This is a genomic window from Lentzea pudingi (genome assembly GCF_014646255.1).
GTDB classification, from domain to species: Bacteria; Actinomycetota; Actinomycetes; order Mycobacteriales; family Pseudonocardiaceae; genus Lentzea; species Lentzea pudingi.
This window is the reverse complement of the sequence record NZ_BMNC01000003.1, coordinates 944,899-961,327: the sequence shown is the minus strand read 5'-3', so window position 1 is coordinate 961,327 and position 16,429 is coordinate 944,899. Positions and strand designations below refer to the sequence as shown.

21 protein-coding genes are annotated in these 16,429 nt (G+C 69.6%); 13 read left to right on the top strand and 8 right to left on the bottom strand.

Annotation, left to right across the window (positions count from 1 at the left end; translation table 11 throughout):
• Positions 1 to 9: 9 nt before the first annotated feature.
• Together IEY88_RS15350 and IEY88_RS15345 are read left to right on the top strand one after the other, a co-directional pair.
• The gene (locus IEY88_RS15350; protein WP_189155351.1) at positions 10 to 216 is read left to right on the top strand and encodes a hypothetical protein; all 207 of its coding nucleotides are present in this window, start codon (positions 10 to 12) and stop codon (positions 214 to 216) included.
• Complete coding sequence (locus IEY88_RS15345) at positions 203 to 817, top strand: TetR/AcrR family transcriptional regulator (RefSeq protein ID WP_229693403.1); 615 nt, start codon at positions 203 to 205, stop codon at positions 815 to 817. Before IEY88_RS15350 ends, IEY88_RS15345 begins: the two co-directional genes overlap by 14 nt.
• A 47-nt stretch (positions 818 to 864) precedes the next feature.
• Here the strand turns inward: IEY88_RS15345 and IEY88_RS15340 are convergent, their stop codons facing one another.
• Positions 865 to 1,386 (bottom strand): P-loop nucleotide/nucleoside kinase family protein, encoded by a 522-nt coding sequence (locus IEY88_RS15340; protein ID WP_189155350.1) that lies wholly within the window; start codon positions 1,384 to 1,386, stop codon positions 865 to 867.
• 10 nt (positions 1,387 to 1,396) lie between these two features.
• On the bottom strand, positions 1,397 to 2,260 hold the full coding sequence (locus IEY88_RS15335; RefSeq protein WP_189155349.1) for a ferredoxin family protein: 864 nt from the start codon (positions 2,258 to 2,260) through the stop codon (positions 1,397 to 1,399).
• A gap of 110 nt (positions 2,261 to 2,370) precedes the next feature.
• On the opposite strand from IEY88_RS15335, the gene IEY88_RS15330 reads away from it, so the two are divergent.
• Positions 2,371 to 2,742 (top strand): DoxX family protein, encoded by a 372-nt coding sequence (locus IEY88_RS15330; RefSeq protein WP_189155348.1) that lies wholly within the window; start codon positions 2,371 to 2,373, stop codon positions 2,740 to 2,742.
• On the opposite strand, the gene IEY88_RS15325 is transcribed toward IEY88_RS15330, so the two are convergent.
• Positions 2,743 to 3,066, bottom strand: coding sequence for a hypothetical protein (locus IEY88_RS15325; RefSeq protein ID WP_189155347.1), 324 nt, complete (start codon positions 3,064 to 3,066; stop codon positions 2,743 to 2,745).
• Entirely contained in the window at positions 3,063 to 3,650 is a 588-nt protein-coding gene (locus tag IEY88_RS15320; protein ID WP_189155346.1) for a PadR family transcriptional regulator, read from the bottom strand. Before IEY88_RS15320 ends, IEY88_RS15325 begins: the two co-directional genes overlap by 4 nt.
• Positions 3,651 to 3,699: 49 nt before the next feature.
• On the opposite strand from IEY88_RS15320, the gene IEY88_RS15315 reads away from it, so the two are divergent.
• Both IEY88_RS15315 and IEY88_RS15310 read left to right on the top strand, forming a co-directional pair.
• Positions 3,700 to 4,398, top strand: a complete 699-nt coding sequence (locus IEY88_RS15315) for an SDR family NAD(P)-dependent oxidoreductase (RefSeq protein WP_189155345.1) — start codon at positions 3,700 to 3,702, stop codon at positions 4,396 to 4,398.
• Positions 4,399 to 4,454: 56 nt separating this feature from the next.
• Positions 4,455 to 5,084, top strand: coding sequence for a class I SAM-dependent methyltransferase (locus tag IEY88_RS15310; RefSeq protein WP_189155344.1), 630 nt, complete (start codon positions 4,455 to 4,457; stop codon positions 5,082 to 5,084).
• 96 nt (positions 5,085 to 5,180) lie between these two features.
• Here the strand turns inward: IEY88_RS15310 and IEY88_RS15305 are convergent, their stop codons facing one another.
• Together IEY88_RS15305 and IEY88_RS15300 are read right to left on the bottom strand one after the other, a co-directional pair.
• A complete protein-coding gene (locus IEY88_RS15305; protein ID WP_189155343.1) occupies positions 5,181 to 5,930 on the bottom strand; it encodes a ZIP family metal transporter in 750 nt (249 codons plus the stop codon).
• 3 nt (positions 5,931 to 5,933) lie between these two features.
• Complete coding sequence (locus IEY88_RS15300; protein ID WP_189155342.1) at positions 5,934 to 7,019, bottom strand: epoxide hydrolase family protein; 1,086 nt, start codon at positions 7,017 to 7,019, stop codon at positions 5,934 to 5,936.
• 52 nt (positions 7,020 to 7,071) lie between these two features.
• Between IEY88_RS15300 and IEY88_RS15295 the strand changes: the two genes are divergently transcribed.
• The 4 genes from IEY88_RS15295 to IEY88_RS15280 all read left to right on the top strand — a co-directional run bounded on the left by IEY88_RS15295 (position 7,072) and on the right by IEY88_RS15280 (position 10,060).
• Positions 7,072 to 8,016 (top strand): helix-turn-helix transcriptional regulator, encoded by a 945-nt coding sequence (locus IEY88_RS15295; protein WP_189155341.1) that lies wholly within the window; start codon positions 7,072 to 7,074, stop codon positions 8,014 to 8,016.
• A 2-nt stretch (positions 8,017 to 8,018) separates the two neighbouring features.
• Positions 8,019 to 8,285 carry a hypothetical protein gene (locus IEY88_RS15290; RefSeq protein WP_189155340.1) on the top strand — a complete coding sequence of 89 codons (267 nt, stop codon included), beginning with the start codon at positions 8,019 to 8,021 and terminating at the stop codon, positions 8,283 to 8,285.
• A 338-nt stretch (positions 8,286 to 8,623) separates the two neighbouring features.
• On the top strand, positions 8,624 to 9,490 hold the full coding sequence (locus IEY88_RS15285) for an SDR family NAD(P)-dependent oxidoreductase (RefSeq protein ID WP_189155339.1): 867 nt from the start codon (positions 8,624 to 8,626) through the stop codon (positions 9,488 to 9,490).
• A 9-nt stretch (positions 9,491 to 9,499) separates the two neighbouring features.
• Positions 9,500 to 10,060: a TetR/AcrR family transcriptional regulator gene (locus tag IEY88_RS15280; RefSeq protein ID WP_189155338.1), complete on the top strand. Its 561-nt coding sequence runs from the start codon at positions 9,500 to 9,502 to the stop codon at positions 10,058 to 10,060.
• Here the strand turns inward: IEY88_RS15280 and IEY88_RS15275 are convergent.
• Positions 10,049 to 10,846 carry an LLM class flavin-dependent oxidoreductase gene (locus IEY88_RS15275; RefSeq protein WP_189155337.1) on the bottom strand — a complete coding sequence of 266 codons (798 nt, stop codon included), beginning with the start codon at positions 10,844 to 10,846 and terminating at the stop codon, positions 10,049 to 10,051. The genes IEY88_RS15280 and IEY88_RS15275 overlap by 12 nt on opposite strands.
• A 55-nt stretch (positions 10,847 to 10,901) precedes the next feature.
• Positions 10,902 to 11,396, bottom strand: coding sequence for a DinB family protein (locus IEY88_RS15270; RefSeq protein ID WP_189155336.1), 495 nt, complete (start codon positions 11,394 to 11,396; stop codon positions 10,902 to 10,904).
• A 786-nt stretch (positions 11,397 to 12,182) separates the two neighbouring features.
• On the opposite strand from IEY88_RS15270, the gene IEY88_RS15265 reads away from it, so the two are divergent.
• The 4 genes from IEY88_RS15265 (at position 12,183) to ligD (IEY88_RS15250) (ending at position 16,419) form a co-directional block, all read left to right on the top strand.
• Complete coding sequence (locus IEY88_RS15265; RefSeq protein WP_229693402.1) at positions 12,183 to 13,160, top strand: tyrosine-type recombinase/integrase; 978 nt, start codon at positions 12,183 to 12,185, stop codon at positions 13,158 to 13,160.
• Between the two features lie 129 nt (positions 13,161 to 13,289).
• Complete coding sequence (gene ku, locus IEY88_RS15260; RefSeq protein WP_189155335.1) at positions 13,290 to 14,114, top strand: non-homologous end joining protein Ku; 825 nt, start codon at positions 13,290 to 13,292, stop codon at positions 14,112 to 14,114.
• Positions 14,115 to 15,557, top strand: a complete 1,443-nt coding sequence (gene ligD / locus IEY88_RS15255; RefSeq protein WP_189155334.1) for a non-homologous end-joining DNA ligase — start codon at positions 14,115 to 14,117, stop codon at positions 15,555 to 15,557.
• A complete protein-coding gene (gene ligD / locus IEY88_RS15250; protein ID WP_189155333.1) occupies positions 15,547 to 16,419 on the top strand; it encodes a non-homologous end-joining DNA ligase in 873 nt (290 codons plus the stop codon). Before ligD (IEY88_RS15255) ends, ligD (IEY88_RS15250) begins: the two co-directional genes overlap by 11 nt.
• Positions 16,420 to 16,429: the final 10 nt, after the last annotated feature.

Below are 16,429 nucleotides of genomic sequence, written 5' to 3'. Positions count from 1 at the left end.
AGTGAGGTCATGATCGCCACCTGCCCCGCCTGCCACTGGCCGTCCGCCTCCGCGCTGTCCTCGCACGGCGCGGTCGCCTACCTGCGCTGCGTCTGCGGCCTGTTCCTCGTGCTCGAACGCGGCGTCGTCACCGCGACCGCCGGGACCAGCACGTTCGCCCCGATCCGCCAGGTCAGCGGTGATCTTGCTAGTGTCCCGGACCGTGAGCCGTCGTGATCTCCTGTGCGACACCGCGATCCAGATCCTCGCGGTGCAAGGCGGCCGGGGCCTGACCCACCGCGCGATCGACCGCGAGGCAGGCGTCCCCATCGGCACCACCAAGAACTACTTCCCGACCCGCGAGGCCGTCCTCACCGCGTGCGCCGCCCGCATGACGTCCCTGCACCGCGCCGCCGTGCAACGCCTGCGGGAGACGACCCCGGCCGACATCGGCGCCACCGACGTCGCCGAGCTCTACCCGGCCCTGCTGCGCCGCGCCGTCGCCGACGACCCGACCCAGATGCTCGCGATGGTCGAGCTCTACCTGGAGGCGGTGCGCCGCCCCGGCGTCCGCGAGGCGCTCTCGGGCATGGTCCTGGCCAACGCCGAGGCCGCCGCCGCCCTCCAGCAGGCCGCGGGTCTACCCTCGACCGTCCGCGACACGGGCCTGCTCGACGCCTACTTCCTGGGTGTCGCCATCTCGCTGCTCGCACTGCCGGCCGAGACACTGGCCACGGTGGGCCTGGACGACCCGTACGCGCTGGGCATCGGCGTGTTCTCCGCGACCGCGCCCAACGCCGACCCGGCACCACAACGGCGATCAGCAGGATCACGCTGATCACCGCCGGCGTCGCGGGCGGTTCGCCCTTCGCGTGAGCGGCGAGATCACCCCACGTCCAGCGCCGCCCTCAGCGCGGCATAGGTCGCGTCGGCGTCGCCGGTGGCGTCGAGCACCGTCGTGGCGGGGGTGAGATAGGCGGTGACGCGGTCGTGGCTGCTCCGGATCACCTGCTCGCCGCCGAGCGCTTCGACGACGTGGTCGATGTGGTGCTCGCGCCGCCGGTAGCGGTCGAGGACGGTCTCGGGCGGGGTGAGCAGCACGAACTCGACGTAGTCCGCGCCCGCGGAGCGCGCCGCCGCGGCGAACCTGTCGCGCTCGCCGCGGCGCATGATCAGCTGCGGCATCACCACGTCGTTGCCCGAGGCGAGGTGGGTGGCCGCCATGGCGAGCGCGAGAGGCCGGACGAGGTCGACCGCGCCGTAGAAGTCCTCACGCCAGCCGCCGACGAGCCGGACTATCTCGTCGGCGTCGAGGTCGAGGGTTCCGGGGTGGTCCGCGGCGTAGCGCGCGGCGATCGTGGACTTGCCGACGCCGGTGGGACCGTTGAGGTGGATCAGCCGGGGCACCCGGACGAGATTAGCGGCACACCTTCACCAGCTCGTCGATCGCCGTCGCGACCAGCGCGATCGCGATGTCCGGCGACTTCCCGCAGCTCGCGGGCCGCGGCGGCACCGGCTGCTCGGTCAGCGCCACCCGCCACTCCCGGCCGTCGGTGTGCTGCACGGTCGCGGAGTCGGCGTCCTCCGAGACGACGGTGAGCACGTCGCGGGTCTCGCCGATCTGCTGCCGCACGGCGACCTCGGCGACCTGGCCCCGCGGGGTGAAGCAGGAGCGGCCCCGGCAGCGATCGGCGACGATGCCCTCCGTGACGACGCGCTGGGCCAACTGGTGGTCGATACGTCCGTACAGGTGACCGGTGGGCAGCAGCACTCCGGTGGGCGCGAAGCGGTGCCCGCCGGTGTGGGTGCACTCCCACAGGTTCAGCGCGGTGGCGATCGGGCGGCCGTAGAGGGCGCAGCAGACGTCGCGTTTGCTGTTCGTGCAGATCAGCAGCAGCGGGTCGGTCACCGGGGTGCCGAACGCGGTGGAACGGCCCGCGCCCAGGGCCTCGAAGTCGAGTTCGAGGGCCTCTTCCGGGGCGGCCAACTCGGCCTGCTCCAGCCACGACCCACCGGGCTTCGTCGAGGCCAGGTACAGGCGGCGCCGTGCGGGGACGTGGTCGTCGGCGTGCCGGCCGGGGCGGCGGATCAGCAGGATGCGCACGCCGGTGCCGTCGGCGCGACGCTGCAGTTCGGCGCCGAGCTCCGGGTCGAGGTGGCTCTCGGTCAGGGCGTCGCGGCCCCACGGGCCCGACTGCTCCAGGCACAGCCACGCCGTCGCGGTCGCCGCCGTGCCGGCCAGCGGTTCGCCCGCGAAGTCGGAGAGTATCGAGCACCTCATCTGCACACTCTATACGGCCGTTCGGGTGAGGACTAAGGCCACCCTTAGTTGATCGGTGTGGCCTTGGTGCCGGTGGTCGGTGGGCTGGGCACGGGGCTAGGTTTTCGTTCATGGACGTCGCGGTGTGGATCGTGTCGGGAGTGCTGGCGGCCCTGTACCTGGTGGCGGGCTTCACCAAGCTCGCGAAGTCCAAACAGGAACTTCTGGCCGAGCCGCGGATGGCGTGGGCGGGGGACTTCTCGTCCGGGCAGGTCAAGGGCATCGGCGCGGTCGAGGTCGCGGGCGCGTTCGGGCTGGTGCTGCCGTGGCTGACCGGTGTCGCACCGATCCTGACGCCGATCGCGGCACTCGGTCTGGCGCTGGTGCAGGTGGGGGCGGCGATCACGCACGTGCGGCGCGGTGAGGGAGCGCTGGTGCCGATCAACCTCCTGCTGTGCGCGCTGGCGGTGTTCGTCGCCGTGGCCCGCTTCGGGCAGCTCTGATCAGCCCTGGAGCCGCCGCACCCGTTCCCGCATCGACGCCTCGAGCCGGGCGCGGTAGCCGAGGAACAGCTTGTTCGCCAGGTAGGGAGCCCAGTTGCCCTGCTTGGCGATGTTGTAGACGCGGTGGCGCACGAGCGTGCCTTCGGGGTGGGGGTGCAGCGTGTCCTCGCCGCGGTACCACCAGTCGCCCCAGTAGGCGATGACGCCGTTCTCGCGGTCCACGAGCCGGTGTGGTCCTGACTCGCCGGCGTCGGCGAACATCCGTGCGCGCACGTCCTCTATCGGCGCGTGCACCACGCCGGTGACTTCGAACAGCAGTCTCATCGGTGCCTGTCCTCCCAGTCGGGGTAGCCGCCGACGGTGCCCTCACCGGTGGCGGTGGCGAACCAGGACAGCCAGGCGCGTTCGGCGCGCAACATGGCCATCCGGTAGTCGAGCTCGATCCACGCGAGTTGCGGCAGGCCCATGCCCGCGAGCTTCTCCAGCAGCACGGCCAGCGCGGTGAGCTGCTCACCCACGGCGGCCTCACGCCGGCGCACGACCTGCAAGGCGTCGGCCGGGGGCAGCAGGCCGACCAGCGAGATCCCGGCCTCGAAGCGCGGGTACTCCCTGGCGGGGACGGCGATCAGCTCGCGCAGCCAGTCGTGCAGCTCGGCCGTGCCCGCGTCGGTGACGGCGTAGACGGTGCGTTCGGGGCGGTTGCCGGCCTTCTGCGTGGCGGAGGCGGTGATCAGCTCGTGGCGCCGCAGCGACTCGACGACGGTGTAGAGGGAGCCGTAGTTGAGCTTGATGACCTCCTCCTGGTGGCGTTCCCGCATGGTCCGCGCCATCTCGTAGGGGTGCATCGGCCGCTCCGCCAGCAGCGCCAGCACCGCGAGGGCCAGGGGGTTTGTGCGCTTGAACGTCATATCCGCTCCCGTATATCCGGTACCGAGTATACGGTTTAGGGTGGGTGGCATGACAACGGTGATCACCGGGGGAAGCCGGGGGATCGGTGCCGCGACCGCGCGCAGGCTCGTGCGCGACGGGCACCGGGTCGTGATCAGCTACCGGCAGGCGCAGGACGAGGCACGGCGGCTGGAGCGGGAACTGGGTGTGCTCGCCGTGCGCGCCGACACGGCGGACGAGGACGACGTGGCCCGCCTGTTCGACGCCGCGGGCGACGACATCACCGGTGTGGTGAGCAACGCCGGCATCACCTCGCCGTCCGGCCCGCTGGCGCAGTTGCGCACCGAGGACCTGCGCCGGGTGGTAGACGTCAACCTCGTCGGCGCGCTCTTCGTGGCCCGCGAGGCGGCGCGGCGCATGACCAGCGGGTCGATCGTGAACGTGTCGTCCGGGGCGGCGACGCTGGGCAGCCCGGGGGAGTACGTGCACTACGCCGCCACCAAGGCCGCCGTGGACGCGCTGACGATCGGCCTGGCCAAGGAACTCGCGCCGAGCGGGATCCGCGTCAACTGCGTGCAGCCCGGCACGATCCGCACCGACATCCACCGCCTGTCCGGCGAACCCGGCCGGCCCGACCGCGTCGCCTCCCGGATCCCGCTGGGCCGCCCCGGTGAGTCCGAGGAGATCGCGAACGCCATCGCGTGGCTGCTCTCCGACGAGGCCTCCTACACGACCGGCGCGATCCTGCGCGTCGCCGGCGGGATGTGAGCTACGGCCTTTCGCCTCTGCGGCCGGTGTTCGCGCTGCCCCTAAGCTTCTCCGTCATGTCCGCGCCCACGCTCACCGACTTCGTGCTCGCCAACACGACGCTGGCCCCCGTGCCGCTGGTGCCCGAGGTGGTGCTGCACAGCGCGGCCGAGGCGATGGACCTGTGGGAGCTGACCCGCCACGACCAGCCGCCGTTCTGGGCGTTCCCGTGGGCGGGCGGCCAGGCCCTGGCACGGCACCTGCTCGACAACCCGGGCCTGGTGCGCGACAGGAAGGTGTTCGACCTCGCGTCCGGCTCGGGCCTGGTCGCGATCGCCGCGGCACTGGCCGGCGCCGAGGTGGTGACAGCGAACGACATCGACCCGCTGGCACTCGCGGCCGTCGAGCTCAACGCCGCCGCCAACGGCGTCACCGTGCGCACCCTGGGCGGCGACCAGCTCGACAGCGACGCCCACGGCGCCGACGTGGTGCTGGCGGGCGACGTGTTCTACGACGCCGAGATCACCGCGCTGGTGCTGCCGTTCCTGGCCAGGGCCGCGGCACGGGGCGCGCTGGTGCTGCTCGGCGACCCGGACCGCGCGCACCTGCCTCCCGGCCTGTTCACCGCACGGGCCCGCTACGACGTGCCGGTGCCGCTGACGCTGGAGAGCACCGAGACCCGCGGCGCGACGGTGTGGCGGGCCTAGCCGCACCGGACCCAGCCGCACCGGACCCAGCCGCACCGGACCCAGCCGCACCGGACCCAGCCGCACCGGACCCAGCCGCACCGGACCCAGCCGTGGTCAGCCGAGCCGTTCCACCACGAACGCCGTGAGGAACCCGGCGGTGGTGCACAGCCCCGTGTACAGGCGCGCCCGCTCGTAGGCCTCGGGGATCATGGTGTCCGCGATCATCGCGAGGATCGCACCGGCCGCGACCGCGGTGATCACGGCGATGAGCTGCGGGGACGCGCCGTCGAGCAGCACGTTGCCCAGTGCCGCGGACACCCCGCTCGCCACGGCGATCGCACCCCACACCCCGAACACGTACCCCGCGCCGCGGCCCGCCTGTTTCATGCCCGCGACGCTGGAGAGCCCTTCCGGGACGTTCGAGATGACCACCGCCGCCAGCATCGCCACCCCGACCCCGCCGCCGCTGAGCAGCGACACACCCAGCACCACCGACTCGGGGACGCCGTCGAGCAGCGCTCCCACCGCGATCGCGGTGCCGCTGCCGGCCTGGTCGCTCTCGGCGGGCTGGTTGCTGCTGCGCTTGCGGTGCCGCGCCCCCCGTCTCGCGAGGAACAGGTTCGCCAGCACGTAGCCGACCGCGCCACCGAGGAACCCAGCGGAGGTGGCGAGCAGGCCGCCGGTCTTCTCCGCCTCGTCCATCAGCTCGAACGCCGCCGCCGCGGTCAGCACCCCGGCGCCGAACGCCATCACGACGGCCACGACGTCGCGGGGCACGCGCAGGAACCAGGCGACGAGCGCGCCCGCCACGAGCGCCCCGCCGCCTGCCAGTCCCCAGATCCCCGCCTCTACCCATTGCGGCATGACCTACATCTTGGCGAAGAACACCTTCAGATCGCCCGCCAGCAGCTCCGGCGAGTCGTGCCCGGAGTAGTGCCCGCCGCTCTCGAACTCCGACCAGTGCACGATGTTGTGGTGGTCGCGCTCGGCGAAGCGGCGGATGCTCTGGAAGTCGTCGGGGAAGACCGCGACGCCCATCGGCACGGTCGTGGGCTCGGTGGGCTGGTCCTCGCGGTGCGCGTCCTCGAAGTACAGCCGCGCCGAGGACCCGGCGGTGGCGGTGAACCAGTAGATCGCCACGTTGGAGAGCAGGAAGTCCTTCGAGACGGCCGGTTCGCCCATCAGCTGCATCGTCCAGGCGAGCTGGCCGACGGGGGAGTCCGCGAGCGCGAACGCCACGTTCTGCGGCCGCGCCTGCTGCAGCTTCGCGTACCCGGACATGGTCTCCCAGAAGTTCTGCAGCACCCCGAGCCGCCGGTAGTCGTCTCCCGTCAGACCTTCCATCTCGGCCGCGTCACCCGAGGGGAACGAGAACACCTGCGTGACGTGCACCCCCGCCACGTGCTCCGGATCGACCTGCCCGACCTGCGGCGCGATGATCGCCCCCGCGTCGTTGCCGTGCACCCCGTAGCGCCGGTACCCCAGCCGCGCCATGAGCTCCGCGAACGCCTTCGCGATCCGCCCCGAGTGCCAGCCCGTCCGCGTCGTCGGCCCGGAGAATCCGAAACCGGGGATCGACGGGATCACCAGGTGGTGGTCCTCGCGCAGGTGCTCGACCACGTCGGCGAACTCCAGCACCGAACCCGGCCAGCCGTGGATGAGCAGCACCGGCAGCGCGTCCGGGTTCGGGCTGGTGACGTGCAGGAAGTGAACGTTCGTGCCGTCGATCTCGGTGACGAACTGCGGGAAGCCGTTGAGCCTCGCCTCGACCGCCCGCCAGTCGAAGTCCTCCGCCCAGTACCGGGCCATCTCCCGCACGTCCGCGACGTCGTCGCCGTAGAGCGACCCGGCCCCCTCGACCTGGTCGGTCCACCGCGTCCGCGCCAGCCGCGCCTTGAGCTCATCGAGGTCCGCGTCGTCGATCGCGATGGTGAATTCCCTGATCTCCGTCATAACCCGAGGCTAACGACGCTTGCGGCCAGCCTCTGTCCTAAAGTGTCGGTCCATGTTGGAAACCTCGGCACGCCTGCTGCGCCTGCTCGCCCTGCTGCAGTCACGCCGCGACTGGCAGGGCAGCGAACTGGCCGACGAGCTGCAGATCAGCCCCCGCACCGTCCGCCGCGACGTCGACCGCCTGCGCGAGCTCGGCTACCCGGTCAACGCCACCACCGGCTCGTTCGGCGGCTACCGCCTGGGCGCCGGCGCCGAGCTCCCACCCCTGCTGCTCGACGACAACGAGGCCGTCGCCGTGGCCGCCGCCCTGCGCACCAACGCCGTCACCGGCCTCGAAGAGGTCTCCCTGCGCGCCCTGCTCAAACTCGAACAGGTCCTCCCGTCCCGCCTGCGCCACCGCGTCTCCGCACTGGAACAGATCGAGTCCGTCCCCCGCGACCACCCGGCCCCCGCCCTGGACCCCGAACTGCTCTCGACCCTCGCCGCAGCCTGCCGCGACAGCGACACGCTGCGCTTCGACTACAACGCCCACGACGGCACCCCGACCCGCCGCCGCGTCGAACCGCACCGCCTCGTCAACTGGGGCCGCCGCTGGTACCTCGTCGCCTGGGACGCCGACAAACAGGACTGGCGCAGCTTCCGCGTCGACCGCATCACCCCACCCCAGCCCCCGTTCGGCCCCCGCTTCACCCCACGGGACCTCGACGCCACCACCTACGTCGCCTCCCGCGTCACCCAAGCCGCCTGGCGCTTCCAGGCCCGAGTCCTCGTCCACGCCCCGGCCGACGCCGTCGCCGCCCGCATCCACGCCGCCATCGGCACCGTCGAAGCCGTCGACGAGGTGTCCTGCGTGCTGGTCACCGGCTCCGACTCCGTCGAGACGCTCGCCGTGTGGATCGGCATGCTCGGCTTCGACTTCGAGATCACCTCACCACCCGAACTCGTGGCACACGTTCGCTCTCTTGCGGCCCGCTACGCCCGCGCCGTACAAGACTGAGCATGGCCATCACCGGACGGGACATCGAGCGCCTGCTCTACACCGACACGCCCGACCCGATCCTGGTCGTGCACAACGAGGTGGCCGAGATCGTGGCCGCCGCCGAGTTGGGCGGGCACACCGGAGCCGTCGTCGTGTGCTCGCGCAGCGAGATCCTGCGACACGTGGGGGAGCGCGACCTCAGCGAGGGGGAGCTGACGGCGATGGCGGCGGCGCTGACCGCGGCCATTCGTGACCCGGCTCAGCAGCAGCCGCTCTGGCCCGCCTGAGCACGCCGGGCCGACCCGGGAGCCCGTCCGCCGGCAGCGGTGCGGGATCGGTCCCGGCGAGTTCGAGCACGGCGGCACACGCTCCGAGGGCGCCGACCACGGCTGCCACCAAGATCGCGGCGAAGCCCAGGTACCGGCCCGACACCACCTGTCACGGTGACCTCGCCCGCGCGAAGGACTAGGCCAGGTCGTCGACGTTCGCCACCGCGAACACGGCCGCCTGGACGGTCACCCGAGATCCGCAGCGAGCATCCGACCCAACGCGAAACGGATAGCTCATCCGGATGTGTGCTAGCGTCGCCATTAAGCGGATTCGCTATCCGGATCGAGGAGACGTCATGACACGCAAGGCAGTGGTCACCGCCGGCACCGGAGGCATCGGGCTGCAAACCGCACTCGGACTGGCAGAAAAGGGCTTCGCCGTCACCATCGTCGGACGCAACGCCGAACGCGGCGACCAGGCCGTCACGACCATCAACGCCAGGGGAGGGCAGCCCGCACGCTTCCTGCAGGCCGACCTCGCCTCACTCGACCAGGTACGCCAGCTCGGCGAACGCATCGCCGGCGAAGGAGAACTCGCCGTACTGGTCAACAACGTCGGAGCCATGTACCCCGACCGCACCGAACTCGACGGCGTCGAGGCCTCGTTCGTCGTCAACCACCTCTCGCCCTACCTGCTCACCGAACTGCTGCTACCCGTCCTCACCGAACGCGTCGTCAACGTGACATCCGGATCCGTCGTGGTCGCCAAGAAGATGTTCGACGCCGTCGAACCACCCGGCGGCTACTACGGCTTCCACTGGTACGGACGCGCCAAGCTCGCCAACCTCGCCTACACCCTCGACCTCGCCCAGCGCACCACGGGCATCGGCGTGTTCGCCGCGGACCCCGGGGGAGCGGCCACCGACATGACCGACGGCACCCTGCGCACCCCCAAGATCGTCTCGCCACCGCTGCGCCTGCTCTGGCCGCTCGTGCGCCGCACCTTCGAACGCTCCACCTCAGGACCCGCCGCCGTCGCCGCCCGATCCTCGATCACCGCCGCCACCGCCCCCACGCTCACCAGCGGCACCGTCATCGGACGCCACAACAAGCCCGTGAAACCACACCGCACCGCCACCGACCCACGAGTCCAGCAAGCCGTGCGCCGCCTCAGCGAGAGGCACGCACCACTCCGCCCCGTTCCGGATGGCGTATCCACCTAGAATCCGGGCATGACGCCGCAGCGAAAGGACGCCGCCCGCAACTGGGAGCACATCCTCACCGTCGCCAGAGAACTCGTCGACGAAGGAACCCCGCTGCAGCTCAACGACGTCGCCCGGCGAGCAGGCCTCGGCGTCGGCACGGTCTACCGGCACTTCCCGACCACCGAAGCGCTCCTCGAGACCATCGCCACACCCTGCCTCGAAGCACTCGCCGGCCACGGCGAACAAGGCCTCACCCACGACGACCCCTGGACCGCCTTCGCCGACTTCCTCGCCAGGGTCGTCGAAGGACAGGTCACCGACCCCGCACTCGTCAAAGTCGCCGCCGCCACCCAGGACGAACTCCCGCGCACCACCGAACTCAAAGCACAGATCCTCGCCGCCGGCACCCAACTCCTCGCCCGCGCACGCGACGCCGGAGCCGTCCGCCCCGAAGTCGACGACGCCGACCTCGTCCCACTCATGTGCGGCATCGCCTACGCCACCTACGTGCACAGCGCAGGCCCCGCCGACCGGCTCCCCACCGCACGCCGCTACCTCGACACCCTGCTCCGAGGCCTACACGCCTGAACGCGGGGGACCAGCCACCACAAAAGCCCGCAACTCCTCAAGACCCCGCGCGCCGCCGTCGGTCAACATCCACGTCACACCGGCCTCCTCGTACTCCGCCACCTCCACCGGTAACGAGGCCCCGCCCCACAACACGACATCACCGTCCGCCGGACCACCCGACGCCACGAAATCCGCCTTCAACCGAGTGGCATCAGCAGGGGAGAGCACCACCAGACCCTCCGGCCCGAACGTCGCCGGCACCACCCCCGCCGCATGCTCCGCCGCACGGAACGGCACAGACCGAGGCCAGACACCACCCACCCAGATCGGCACCTCCACCGGCGCGAACCGCACACCCGACACGTCGAACAACGCGCCGTGATGCTCCACCTCGACACCCGACAACAACGCCCGCACCAACCCCACACCCTCCGACAACGCCTCCGCCCGCGACACCCGCTCGCCGAAGGGGGAGTAGTCCTGCGGCACACCCGCACCCACCCCGAGCACCACCCGCCCACCCGACAGCCGCTGCAACGTCGACGCCTCCAACGCCACCTTCCACGGACGCCGACGCCCCAACGACGTCACCAACGGACCCAGCCGAATGCGAGACGTCCGCGCCGCCACCGCACCCAACGTCACCCACACATCCGCCACCACCGGCTCACCCGGCACCACCACGTGATCCCACAGGAAGAACCCATCCCACCCCGCCGCCTCCGCCGACACAGCGAGCGACACCAGCACAGACGGATCACCCAGAGACGAACCGAACGACGGCACATAGATCGCATTGCGCATGACCCGAGTGTGCCAAGCACCCCCGACAAGATCATCTACACGCGGGGGAGCAGCACTAACGACCCTCCCCGGTCGCCCCGTCCAACTGCTCCCGCAAAATGTCCGCATGCCCGGCGTGCCGCGCCGTCTCCGCCACCCGGTGCACCAGCACGTTGAACAACATCACCTCAGGACGCGGCCACCACGGCACAAAACCACGCGCATCCACCGCAAGCGCCGAGACCGTCGCATCCGCATGCACCCACACACGCCGATAGCGACCAACGATCTCCTCAACCGACTCCGACTCATCCGCCCGCATGTCCAACCCACGCGCCGCCACGTCGTCCCACCGCGGCAACGGCTCGGAAAACGGCCGCCCGAACACCTCACCGAGGTACCGCGACTCCCACAACGCCAGATGCTTCACCAAGCCCAGCAGGTTCGTCCCCGAAGCCGTCAGAGGACGCCGCACGTCCGCCTCCGACAACCCCTCGAGCTTCCACACCACCGCCTCGCGCAACTCACGCAGATCGCCGAGCAGATAGTCCTTGGCGAACTCATCGATCACGACCACTCCCGTTCGCCTCTATCGCCACGGTGACGTAAGGCCACATCTCCTCGAACGGAACCGCCGGCCACGGACACCGGAGTGACAGTCGCGGCCACCAGCAGAGCGGACAACACCGGCAGATCCGCCAGCGGACCGCGCGCCCAAGGGGAAGGCTCGCCGACGGCGTCACCGAAGCGCTCGTGATGGTGCAGGAACCGATCCCAGTCAGGCATGGCGCCGATCATGGCAGGAGAGCGCGTCCAGGCGGCCCGGATCTCCGTTACTTGACATAATGTAGATTATCGGCGAAATGGTGACATGCGAAGATCGCGTCAGAAGGGGCTGAAACGCCCGTGTTGGCGCGTCTGCAAGCCACAGCCAACGGGCAGGCCGGCTGCGCTTGCAGACGCCACAACATCAGATCCACGGCGATGCCGGAGCGCGGTCGGCACCGACGTGCAGTCATGAAGACGTACGTGCGAGGGCGCCATTACGCTCACGATCCCCGACAAGTGACGCCACCTGGTCGAGCAACGTCCCGAGCCGAACCAGAACCCGGCGAAACGGACATTTCATGCATAATCGCCATTATCCAGCACAACAACACCAAGCGACCCCGCGAACTCGAACGGTCGACATCCAACGCAGTTCCGCCAACGGCACGCCGGCGCGCGTCAGGCCCCTCGGTCTCCCCGCTCCGCAGCTCTGACCTGCGACTCCGCCCCCGCACGACGACCGGGTGGGTGCGAAACGGAGGGTCTCCCCTCCCCTGGCCGCTCCACGGCGTCCAGGATTGTCGGTGGCGTGCGGTACAAGATCCATATGCACGTGTTCGCCGCCCAGGACGCCTTCTTCCTCGCCCGCCGCACTCGCAAGGACTCGCCGCACACCACGGCCGCCTACCAGCGAGATCTGTCCGGCGTGAACACGCTCCTGGCCGAGACCCTCTCCTGCCCCGCCGAGGACCTGACGGTCGGTCATCTGACGGGGGCGAACCTGCGTCAGGCCTTCGGGTTGTTCGCGGACACTCATGCCAAGAGCTCGGTGTTGCGGGCGTGGTCGACGTGGAACCAGTTCCTGACGTTCTGCGTGGCGGAGGACTTGATCGCCGGCAACCCGATGGGTGCGGTGGCGCGGCCGAGGACGCCGGCGCTGGTGCCGAAGCCGTTGCGGGGTGAGGACACTCCGGAGCAGTTGCTGACGGCGGCGGCGGAGGGTGCTCGGAAGGGGCGTGATCCGTGGCCGGAGCGGGATGTGCTGGTGATCGCGCTGGGGTTGGTGGCGGGGTTGCGCAGTGCGGAGATGCGGACGTTGACGCTGGCGAGTGTGGTGGGGCGGGAGGGTGATCGGCGGTTGCACGTGAGGGGGAAGGGCAACCGGGATCGCAGTGTGCCGATCGAGCCGCCGATGGAGCGGATCGTGGAGGCGTACTTGGCGAGTTGCAAGCGGCGGTTTCCGCAGGGGCGGTTCGACCGGGACAGTGCGTTGTTGCGGGATCGGCATGGGGAGCCGATCGGGCGGGGTGGGTTGGAGTACCTGGTCAAGTCGTGTTTTCGGTGGGCGGGGTTGAACGATCGGGTGCCGACGGGGGCGAATCTGCACGCGTTGAGGCACACGTTCGCGACGCGGTTGGCGGAGGACGGGGCGTCGGCGAGCGAGATCATGGCGTTGCTGGGGCATGCGAGTTTGGCGACGAGTCAGAACTACATCGAGGCGACGGCGCGGGAGCGGCGCGCGGCGGTGGCGAGCAATCGGACGTATCGGGCTTTGAGGGACATGTAGCGGGGTTCGACCGTGGTGCGGGACGCTCTGTCGTGACGTGTGAGCCGGGGGTCGCCCTGTTGCCGGATCGTTAGGCCGAGTGGGTGACCTGATAGTGCGAAAACCGCATTTCAGGGGTACCCAATGAGAATGAGATCCGTGTGGCGTGGGGCCATCTCCTTCGGGTTGGTGACGATCGCCGTGCGCCTTTACACGGCTGTCGAGGAGCACGACTTCCGTTTCAACCAGGTGCACCGGGAGGACGGCGGGCGCATCAAGTACAAGCGCGTCTGTTCGGTGTGCGGTGAAGAGGTCGAGTATTCGGAGATCACCAAGGGCTACGAGTTGGACGACGGCCGGATGGTGATCATGGAGAACGAGGACTTCGAGAAGTTGCCGGTGAAGACCGACAAGTCGATCGACGTCCTGGAGTTCGTGCCGGCGGAGGAGATCGATCCGATCTACTTCCAGAAGACGTATTACCTGGAGCCGGACAAGGCGGCGGCGCGTCCGTACGTGCTGCTGCGGGATGCGTTGGTGAAGACGGGTCAGCTGGCGGTCGTGAAGATCACGATCCGGCAGAAGGAGACGCTGGCGACGATCCGGGCGCGGGATGACGTGTTGGTGATGCACACGATGTTGTGGCCGGATGAGATCCGCAAGGCGGAGTTCGACTTCCTGGACCAGGACGTGGAGGTGCGTCCGCAGGAGTTGAAGATGGCGACGTCGCTGGTGGAGTCGATGGCGGGTGACTTCGATCCGGACACGTTCACCGACGACTACCGGGATGCGCTGGAGAAGGTGATCGCGGCGAAGGCGGAGGGTGCGGAGTTGCCCGAGCAGCCGGAGGCCGAGGAGAAGGGTGATGTCATCGATCTGATGACGGCTCTGGAGCGCAGTGTGGAGAAGGCGAAGGCGGGGCGGAAGGGCGCGGAGAAGAAGTCGGCGCCGAAGAAGAAGGCTTCGTCTGCGTAGATGGCCGGGCTTGACGAGTACCGGCGCAAGCGGGATCCGGCCAGGACGCCGGAGCCCGTTCCTGATGCTGATGTGCTGCCGCGGGGTGGCAACGACACGTTCGTGGTTCAGGAGCATCACGCGAGCAGCCTGCATTGGGATGTGCGGTTGGAGCGTGATGGGGTTTTGGTGTCGTGGGCGGTGCCGAAGGGTTTGCCGCCGACGACTGATGTGGTGCGTCTGGCTGTGCACACCGAGGACCATCCGCTGGAGTATGCGGAGTTCTCCGGGGAGATCCCGAAGGGTGAGTACGGCGGCGGTGAGATGTTCCTGTGGGATCGCGGCCGGTACGAGACGGTGAAGTGGTCTGACCGCGAGGTCGACGTGATTTTGCACGGGCAGCGTGTGCAGGGGCAGTTCGTGTTCTTCCGGTCGGGTGGGGACGGGAAGAACTGGATGATGAAGCGTCGTCATGCGCCGGCGCGTCCGGACTGGCAGGTGTTGCCGGAGTTGGTCAAGCCGATGCTGGCGGTGCCCGGTCCTCTCCCCCGTGACGATGATGATCAGTGGGCGTACGAGTTCAAGTGGGACGGTGTGCGGGCGGTCCTGCGGGTGGAGGGTGGCCGGGTGCAGGCGTGGTCGCGTCTGGGCAACGACATCACGGTGGCGTATCCGGAGTTGCAGGGTGTGGGTGAGCAGCTCGGTTCGACGGAGGCTCTGCTGGACGGGGAGATCGTGGCGTTGCGGGACGGGCGCCCGAGTTTCAGCGCGTTGCAGAACCGGATGCATGTGACGAAGTCCGAGGCGGCGCGGCGGGCGGCTCGTCAGTACCCGGTGACGTTGTTGTTGTTCGACCTTCTGCACCTTGATGGCACGTCGGTGACGCATCTTCCTTTCCGGCAGCGGCGTGAGTTGTTGCGGGAGCTGGAGTTGCGGGGTTCGCATTGGCTGACTCCCCCGTCGTACGACGAGGAGGGTGCGGCGGTGCTGGCGGCGAGCCGGGAGCAGGGGCTGGAGGGGGTGGTGGCGAAGCGGCTGGATTCGCCTTATCAGCCGGGGACGCGGTCGCCGGTGTGGCGCAAGATCACGGACCTGCTGGCGCAGGAGGTGGTGATCGGTGGCTGGCGGATGGGTGAAGGCAAGCGTGCGGGGGTGATCGGCGCGTTGTTGCTGGGTATCCCGCGTGATGGCGGGCTGGCGTTCGCGGGGTCGGTGGGCACGGGGTTCAACGACGCGGAGCTGGCGGTGCTGACGCCTCGGTTGGAGGCGTTGGCGCGCAGGTCGTCGCCGTTCGTGACGGAGATGCCGCGGGAGCGGTCGAGGGGCGCGAAGTGGGTCGAGCCGGAGCTGGTGGCCGAGGTGGTGTTCCGGCAGTGGACGCCGGACGGGCGGATGCGGTTTCCGGCGTGGCGTGGTTTGCGGCCGGACAAGTCGCCTGAGGAGGTGCGTCGGGTTGTCGAGTGATGCGACGGTGCGGGTCGAGGGCCGGGTGCTGAAGCTGACGAACCTGGACAAGGTGCTGTATCCGGAGTTCGGGTTCACCAAGGGTGAGGTGATCGACTACTACACCCGGATCGCGCCGGTGCTGCTCCCCCATCTGAAGGATCGTCCGGTGACGTTGAAGCGGTATCCGAACGGGGTGGACGGGAAGTGGTTCTTCGAGAAGAACGCGTCGGAGCACCGTCCTGACTGGGTGCGCACGATGCGGCTGGAGTCGCCGGGCAGCACCAAGGGCAACGAGACCGTGAACTACGTGATGGTGGACGAGCTGGCGACGCTGGTGTGGCTCGCGAACCTGGCGGCGCTGGAGTTGCACGTGCCGCAGTGGACGGTGGGGCCGCGCGGGGGGAAGCGGGATCCGGATCTGCTGGTGTTCGACCTGGATCCGGGTGCGCCGGCGACGGTGGTGGAGTGTTGCCGGGTGGCGGAGCGGATCCGGGAGGTCCTGGACGACGACGGTGTGGACTCGTGGGCGAAGACGTCGGGCAACAAGGGGATGCAGATGTACGCGTACGCGCCGGCGAAGGACACGTCGGAGTACGCGAAGGCGGTGGCGCAGCGGTTGGCGCAGGAGTTGCCGGAGCTGGTGGTGGCGACGATGGCGAAGGCGCAGCGCACGGGGAAGGTGTTCATCGACTGGTCGCAGAACAACCCGGCGAAGACGACGGTGGCGCCGTACTCGTTGCGGGCTCGGGAGCGGCCGGCGGTGTCGACGCCGTTGACGTGGGACGAGGTCGAGGACTGCGAGGTCGTGGGGGATCTGGTGTTCACGGCGGACGAGGTGCTGGAGCGGGTGGATTCGGCGGGTGACCTGTTCGGGAGTTGATAGTCTGGCC

Excerpts from the sequence above, each read along its gene's own strand:
- IEY88_RS15350 (WP_189155351.1), top strand. The coding sequence starts at position 10 with ATGATCGCCACCTGCCCCGCCTGCCACTGGCCGTCCGCCTCCGCGCTG.
- IEY88_RS15335 (WP_189155349.1), bottom strand. The coding sequence starts at position 2,260 with ATGAGGTGCTCGATACTCTCCGACTTCGCGGGCGAACCGCTGGCCGGC.
- IEY88_RS15330 (WP_189155348.1), top strand. The coding sequence starts at position 2,371 with ATGGACGTCGCGGTGTGGATCGTGTCGGGAGTGCTGGCGGCCCTGTAC.
- IEY88_RS15325 (WP_189155347.1), bottom strand. The coding sequence starts at position 3,066 with ATGAGACTGCTGTTCGAAGTCACCGGCGTGGTGCACGCGCCGATAGAG.
- IEY88_RS15320 (WP_189155346.1), bottom strand. The coding sequence starts at position 3,650 with ATGACGTTCAAGCGCACAAACCCCCTGGCCCTCGCGGTGCTGGCGCTG.
- IEY88_RS15315 (WP_189155345.1), top strand. The coding sequence starts at position 3,700 with ATGACAACGGTGATCACCGGGGGAAGCCGGGGGATCGGTGCCGCGACC.
- IEY88_RS15310 (WP_189155344.1), top strand. The coding sequence starts at position 4,455 with ATGTCCGCGCCCACGCTCACCGACTTCGTGCTCGCCAACACGACGCTG.
- IEY88_RS15305 (WP_189155343.1), bottom strand. The coding sequence starts at position 5,930 with ATGCCGCAATGGGTAGAGGCGGGGATCTGGGGACTGGCAGGCGGCGGG.
- IEY88_RS15300 (WP_189155342.1), bottom strand. The coding sequence starts at position 7,019 with ATGACGGAGATCAGGGAATTCACCATCGCGATCGACGACGCGGACCTC.
- IEY88_RS15295 (WP_189155341.1), top strand. The coding sequence starts at position 7,072 with ATGTTGGAAACCTCGGCACGCCTGCTGCGCCTGCTCGCCCTGCTGCAG.
- IEY88_RS15290 (WP_189155340.1), top strand. The coding sequence starts at position 8,019 with ATGGCCATCACCGGACGGGACATCGAGCGCCTGCTCTACACCGACACG.
- IEY88_RS15285 (WP_189155339.1), top strand. The coding sequence starts at position 8,624 with ATGACACGCAAGGCAGTGGTCACCGCCGGCACCGGAGGCATCGGGCTG.
- IEY88_RS15280 (WP_189155338.1), top strand. The coding sequence starts at position 9,500 with ATGACGCCGCAGCGAAAGGACGCCGCCCGCAACTGGGAGCACATCCTC.
- IEY88_RS15275 (WP_189155337.1), bottom strand. The coding sequence starts at position 10,846 with ATGCGCAATGCGATCTATGTGCCGTCGTTCGGTTCGTCTCTGGGTGAT.
- ku (WP_189155335.1), top strand. The coding sequence starts at position 13,290 with ATGAGATCCGTGTGGCGTGGGGCCATCTCCTTCGGGTTGGTGACGATC.
- ligD (WP_189155334.1), top strand. The coding sequence starts at position 14,115 with ATGGCCGGGCTTGACGAGTACCGGCGCAAGCGGGATCCGGCCAGGACG.